Source organism: Streptomyces hilarionis, assembly GCF_024539675.1.
GTDB lineage: Bacteria > Actinomycetota > Actinomycetes > Streptomycetales > Streptomycetaceae > Streptomyces > Streptomyces hilarionis.
Genome location: NZ_JAHHIT010000023.1, coordinates 1 through 5,895, shown reverse-complemented (window position 1 = coordinate 5,895; position 5,895 = coordinate 1). Strand labels below are relative to the sequence as shown.

3 protein-coding genes are annotated in these 5,895 nt (G+C 74.3%); 2 read left to right on the top strand and 1 reads right to left on the bottom strand.

Annotation, left to right across the window (positions count from 1 at the left end):
• Positions 1-105: 105 nt before the first annotated feature.
• Positions 106-288 (top strand): hypothetical protein, encoded by a 183-nt coding sequence (locus KMS84_RS04815; protein WP_256914766.1) that lies wholly within the window; start codon positions 106-108, stop codon positions 286-288.
• Positions 289-500: 212 nt separating this feature from the next.
• Entirely contained in the window at positions 501-1,718 is a 1,218-nt protein-coding gene (locus KMS84_RS04810; RefSeq protein WP_256914765.1) for a cytochrome P450, read from the top strand.
• Between the two features lie 156 nt (positions 1,719-1,874).
• On the opposite strand, the gene KMS84_RS04805 is transcribed toward KMS84_RS04810, so the two are convergent.
• Positions 1,875-5,895 (bottom strand): type I polyketide synthase (locus tag KMS84_RS04805; protein ID WP_368860703.1); only part of this gene is annotated, 4,021 nt, incomplete at its 5' end.

Genomic DNA, 5,895 nt, shown 5'->3' with positions numbered 1-5,895 from the left:
GGGGCCGGAGCTGGTCGACCGGGTGTTCCGCGCCAAGGTGGACGCCGCACTGCATCTGCACGAGCTGACGGCGGGGCGGGGCCGCGGGACGGGCAGGAGGCGGCCGTGCGCCGCGCCCTGCTGTCCGTGCCGCTGGACCGGCTGCGCGAACACGGCCTGCTGGAGCCGCTGTTGTCGCTCACCCGGGAGGCCTCGCGGGAGCCCGCGGAGGCGGACCGGAGCGAGGAGATCAAGTCCATGGACGTGGCGGCGCTGCTCGCCATGGCCAGGAGCACCGCCGCGCAGTGACCGAGCCCCGCGCCGGACGCCGGGTGACCGGGCGCCGGACGCCGGGTGCCTCGCGCGAGTGGGGCGACCTAGGGGGCGGGTGTAGGGGCGGACCGTGCATAGCCTGCGAGGAAGGCCGGCCTGCCCACCCCCACCGTCGTTCCGCCGTGTCCGAGGCGCGGCCGAGGACCCTTCACGCGTTCCGAGAACCTCACGAATCTGGAGAGCATTCCATGGCCGAAGCGCCTTCCGAACCCATACCGTTCCCGTTCCCCGAGCCGCCCTCGGTCTGCGACCTGCCGCCGGAGCTGGCCGAGATCCGGGACGGCGAGTCCGTGGTGGAGGTGAAGTTCCCCGACGGCATCACCGGCTGGATGGTGACCAGGCACGCCGACGTCCGCAAGGTGCTCGTGGACTCGCGGTTCAGCAGCAAGGTCATGGCGGCGGCCGCCTCCGCCATGTCGGAGACCGAGACCGGCAAGCTGATGAACGAGTCGCTCGTCGGCATGGACGCCCCGGAGCACACCCGGCTGCGCAAGCTGGTCAGCAAGGCCTTCACCGCGCGCCGGGTGGAGGCCCTGCGGCCGCGGGTCGTTGAGCTGGTGGGCGAACTCCTGGACGAACTGGAGACGCTGCCCCGGCCGGTGGACCTCGTGAAGAGCTTCTCCGTCCCGCTGCCGGTGCGGGTGATCTGCGAGCTGCTCGGTGTGCCGGCCGGCGACCAGGACACGTTCCACGCCTGGTCGAACGCGCTCCTCGGCGACTGGCAGCAGGTCGTGGAGAAGGAAGCGGCGACGGTCGCGCTGGTGAAGTACTTCGGCGACCTCGTCGCGGCCAAGCGCGAGAACCCCGCGGACGACCTGATCAGCGAGCTGATCAGGGTCGGCGACGAGGACGACAGCACGCTCACCGAGCGCGAGATCATCGCGCTGAGCATCGGCATCCTCAGCGCGGGCCACGAGACGACCGCCAACCAGATCAGCATGTTCCTGGTGACGCTGCTGCACAATCCCGAGGAGCTCGACAAGCTGCGGGCGAACCCCGAGGCGATCCCGAAGGCCGTCGACGAGCTGCTGCGGTTCGTCCCGCTCACCACGACCGGCGGCATCATCCCCCGCCTCACCACTGCGGAGGTGGAGCTGAGCGACGGCAAGGTGCTGCCCGCGGGCGTGGTGGTGCTGCCGGCGGTCGCCACCGCCAACCGGGACCCGGAGGTGTTCGAGGACGGGGAGCGGCTGGACCTCGGGCGCGAGCAGAACCCGCATCTCGCCTTCGGCGCCGGCATCCACTACTGCCTCGGCGCGCAGCTCGCCCGGATCGAGCTCCAGGAGGCGTTCCGCGCGATCCTGGAGCGGATGCCGGAGATCCGGCTCGCGGTGCCCGAGTCGGAGCTGCGGCTCAAGCCCGCCTCGATCATCCGCGGACTGGAGAGCCTGCCTCTCACCTGGTGACGCGTCCGCGCGCACGGACAGCGGGCCCGGCAGGTCGTCGACCTGCCGGGCCCGCTGTCGTCCGTCACCCGTGACGGCGTCCCGCGCACGACGCACGGCGACGGGCCGCCGCCCCTCGTGGGGGCGGCGGCCCGTCGCCGTGTGCGGACGGCGCCGCTACGCCTCGCGGCCCAGCAGCCACTCGTGGACGGCGGCCGCCGTGACGTCTCCGTTGCCCTCCAGCATCGTGTAGTGGTTGCCGGGCACGTCGATCGCGTCGTGCGGCAACGGCCAGGCGGACTGCCACTGTTCGGCCGGGGGCTGCTCCTCGCCCGGTTCGACGCCGTAGCACTCCGAGGCCCGCACCAGCAGCGTCGGGGTGGCGATCTCGGTGGGCTGCCAGTGCTCGAACATCCCGAAGTACGCGGCCATCGCCGTCAGACGCGTGCCGGTCATCTGGCCGAAGTCCTTCTCCAGCTCCAGGGCCTTCGACTCCATGACCGGCACGATGTAGGAGGTGGCGTCGTAACCGGCCAGATAGCTGTCGATGAGCACCAGACCCCGCGGGGCCCGCCCCCGGCCCTCCAGCCGGGAGGTGACCTCGTGGGCGATGCGGCCGCCCGAGGAGCGCCCGGCGAGCACGAACGGCTCGTCGCCGACCAGTTCCTCGATGAGCCGCACGGCGTACTGTGCGGCCGCGTCGACGTCGGCGGCGACCGGCTGGCCGGTGACGAAGCCGGGGAGCATCAGGGACCACACGTCGCGGACGCCGCGCAACGGCACGGCCATGCTGACCAGTTCCTGGTTGCTCGCCCACACCGACTGCGACGGGAACCCGACGATCTTCGGGTGTGCCGCGCCCTCGCCGAGCCTGACCAGGGCCGGCCCGTTGCGGACCCCGTCCGCGTCGGAGAAGCTCGTCCGCAGGTCGACCGAGTTGCGCAGCACGCTGTGGCCGAGGTCGAGCCGGCCCAGCTCGATGGAACGCCGGTACAGCGCCTCCACGCCGTTGATGACGGCGACGTCCCCCGTGGGGGCGTCGGCGCCGGCGTCCTCGGCCGGCGCGGCGGCGGGCGTCGCGGCGGGCGCGGCGGGGGCGCCGCCCGCGCCGCCCGCGCCGCCCGCGCTGCCCAGCTGCCCGTTCAGCTCGGCAGCGAGTTCCGCGGGCGTCGGGTGGTCGAAGACGACCGTGGACGCCAGCTTCAGCCCGGTGCGGTCGCCGAGGCGGTTGCGCAGCTCGACCGAGGTGAGCGAGTCGAAGCCCAGCTCCACGAATCCGCTGCCGTCCTCGACGGCCTCGGCGCCGCTGTGCCCGAGCACCTGGGCGACCTCGGAGCGGATCAGCTCGGTGAGCACCGCCAGCCGTTCGGCGTCGGTCCCGCCGGCCAGCCGCTCGTGCAGCCGCGAGGCGACCCGGGCGTCCGACCGGGCGGCCCGCCGCTGCGGGGCCCGGACCAGTCCACGCAGCAGCGGCGGGATCCGTTCGGCCGAGGCCCGGGCGGCCGTGGTGTTCATCCGCATCGGCACCAGCAGCGCCTCGGAGCCCGCGGACAGTGCCTGGTCGAACGCCTCCATGCCCGTCTCGGCGGTGAACGGGGTGAGCCCGCCGCGGCTCATCCGGGCGCGCTCGGCCCGGCCCAGGTCCGCTCCCATGCCGCCGGGCTGCTCCCACCAGCCCCAGGCCAGCGAGGAGGCGGCCAGTCCCGCGGCGCGCCGGTGCGCGGCGAGGGCGTCGAGGAAGGCGTTGGCGGCGGCGTAGTTGCCCTGTCCCTGGCTGCCCAGCAGTCCGGCGGCGGAGGAGAACAGCACGAACGCCCGCACCGGTGCGTGCGCGGTCAGCTCGTGCAGGTGCCAGGCCGCGTCGGCCTTGGCCCGCAGCACGGTGTCGCACCGGTCGGCGGTGAGGGAGTCGATCGTCGCGTCCGCCAGCACGCCCGCCGTGTGCACGACGCCGGTCAGGGGCTGGTCGGCCGGGATGCCGGCCAGCAGCGCGGCCAGCGCGTCGCGGTCGGAGACGTCGCAGGCCACGATGCGGGCCTCGGCGCCGAGTCCGGCCAGTTCGGCCAGCAGCGCGTCCGCTCCCGGCGCGGCGGGTCCGCTGCGGGCGGCCAGCACCAGGCGCCGGACGCCGTGGGCGGCCACGAGATGCCGGGCGACCACCGCGCCGAGCGCTCCGGTGCCGCCGGTGACCAGCACGGTGCCGTCGGGCCCGAACCCCGCGGAGCCCTGCGGCGCGCCGGTGTGCCGGGCCAGCCGGGGCGCGCTCGCGGCGCCCGCGCGCAGCGCCAGCTGGGGTTCGCCGGTGGCGAGCGCGGCGGGCAGCGCCCGGTAGGAGGCGGGGTCGTCGTCGAGGTCGACGAGGACGACGCGGTCCGGGTGTTCGGACTGCGCCGAGCGCACCAGGCCCCAGACGGCGGAGGCCGCCAGGTCCTCGATCCGGTCGGCGTCGGTGGCCGGGACCGCGCCCCGCGTGAGCAGCACCAGCCGGGAGCCCGTCAGGCGGGCGTCGGCGAGCCAGCTGTGGAGCACTTCCAGGACGCGGCGCACCGCGTCGTGCGTGGCCTGGACGAGGCCGCCCTGGTCGCCGCCGAAGCAGGACATCGCCACCACCGACGGCGCGGGCTTGCCCGATTCCACGGTGTCGATCAGGGACTGGGGGTCGAGGTACGGCGTGCCGGTGAGGCCGGCCTCGACGAGCCGGGGGCGGATCTCCAGCGGGTCGAAGCCGAGCATGGCCCAGTCGCCCGGGCCTTCGGCCGATCCGAGGGACACCGGCGTCCACCGGACGTCGAACAGCGCGTCCTGCCGCGGTGCGGAGGCGGTGAACTGCTCCAGCGCCGGGTCGCGCATGGCGAGCGAGTCGACGGTGGCGATCGGCAGCCCGGAGTCGTCGGTCACCGAGACCGACACCTCGCTGCGTCCCACCGGCGCGAGCCGGACCCGCGCGACGGTGGCGTGGGTGGCGTGCAGCCGGACCCCGGTCCACACGAAGGGCATGCCGCCCTTGACCGGTTCCCGGCCGTCGACGCCTCCCAGGACGCCCAGCGCGAGGGGTTGCAGGGCCGCGTCCAGCAGCGCGGGATGCACGCCGAAGCCGCTGTCCGTGTCGCCCGCCTCGTCCGGGAGGCGGACCTCGGCGAACATCTCGCCGTCCCTGCTCCACAGGGCGCGCAGTCCCCGGAAGACCGGACCGTAGGCGAATCCGGCCTCGGCCAGGTCGGGGTAGAAGTCGTCCACGGGGATCTCCGCGGCGCCCTCGGGCGGCCACACCCCTTCCGGCGAGTCCGCGGCGGACTGCGCCGGTCCCTGCTCGGCGAGGGTGCCGGTGGCGTGCCGCAGCCACGGCTCGTCGTCGCCCGCGTCGTCGGGCCGTGAGTGGAGCGCGAAGATGCGCCGTCCCGTCTCGTCGAGGCCGCCGACCATGACCTGGACCGCGCGGCCGCCCTGCTCGCCCAGCACCAGCGGCGCTTCGAGGGTGAGTTCCTCGATCGTCTCGCAGCCCGCCTCGCCGCCGACGCGCAGCGCCAGTTCGACGAACGCGGTGCCCGGCAGCAGCGCGGTGCCCAGCATGGCGTGGTGGGCGATCCAGGGCTGGGTCGCGAGGGAGACCCTGCCGGTGAACAGGAAGCCGTCCGAGTCGGGCAGCGGCACGCCGGCGCCGAGCAGCGGGTGGCCGGTGGCCGTGAGGCCGAGGCTCGCCGGGTCGCCGCCGCCGGTGGCGCGCGAGTCGAGCCAGTACCGCTTGTGCTGGAAGGCGTAGGTCGGCAGCTCGACCGTGCGCGCTCCCGTGCCGGCGAACAGCGCCGCCCAGTCGACCTCGGCGCCGGCCGTGTGGATCCGGCCCAGTGCCCGCACGACGCTCTCGTCCTCGGGGTGACGGGAAGTCAGGGCGGGGGCGCACACCGCGTCCACTCCCCTGTGGTCGAGGCTCTCCTCCGTCATCGCCGTCAACCCGCCGGGACCCAGTTCCAGGAACTTGTCGACGCCCCGTTCCAGCGCGGATCCGACGCCGTCGGCGAAGCGCACCGCCTCACGGACATGCCGCACCCAGTACTCCGGATCGCACAACTCCTCCCCCGCCACACGCCCCGACACGTTCGACACCACCGCAACACGCGGGGCACGAAACTCCACCGACTCCAGCACCGCACGGAACTCCGCCACCATCGGCTCCATCCGCGCCGAATGAAACGCATGC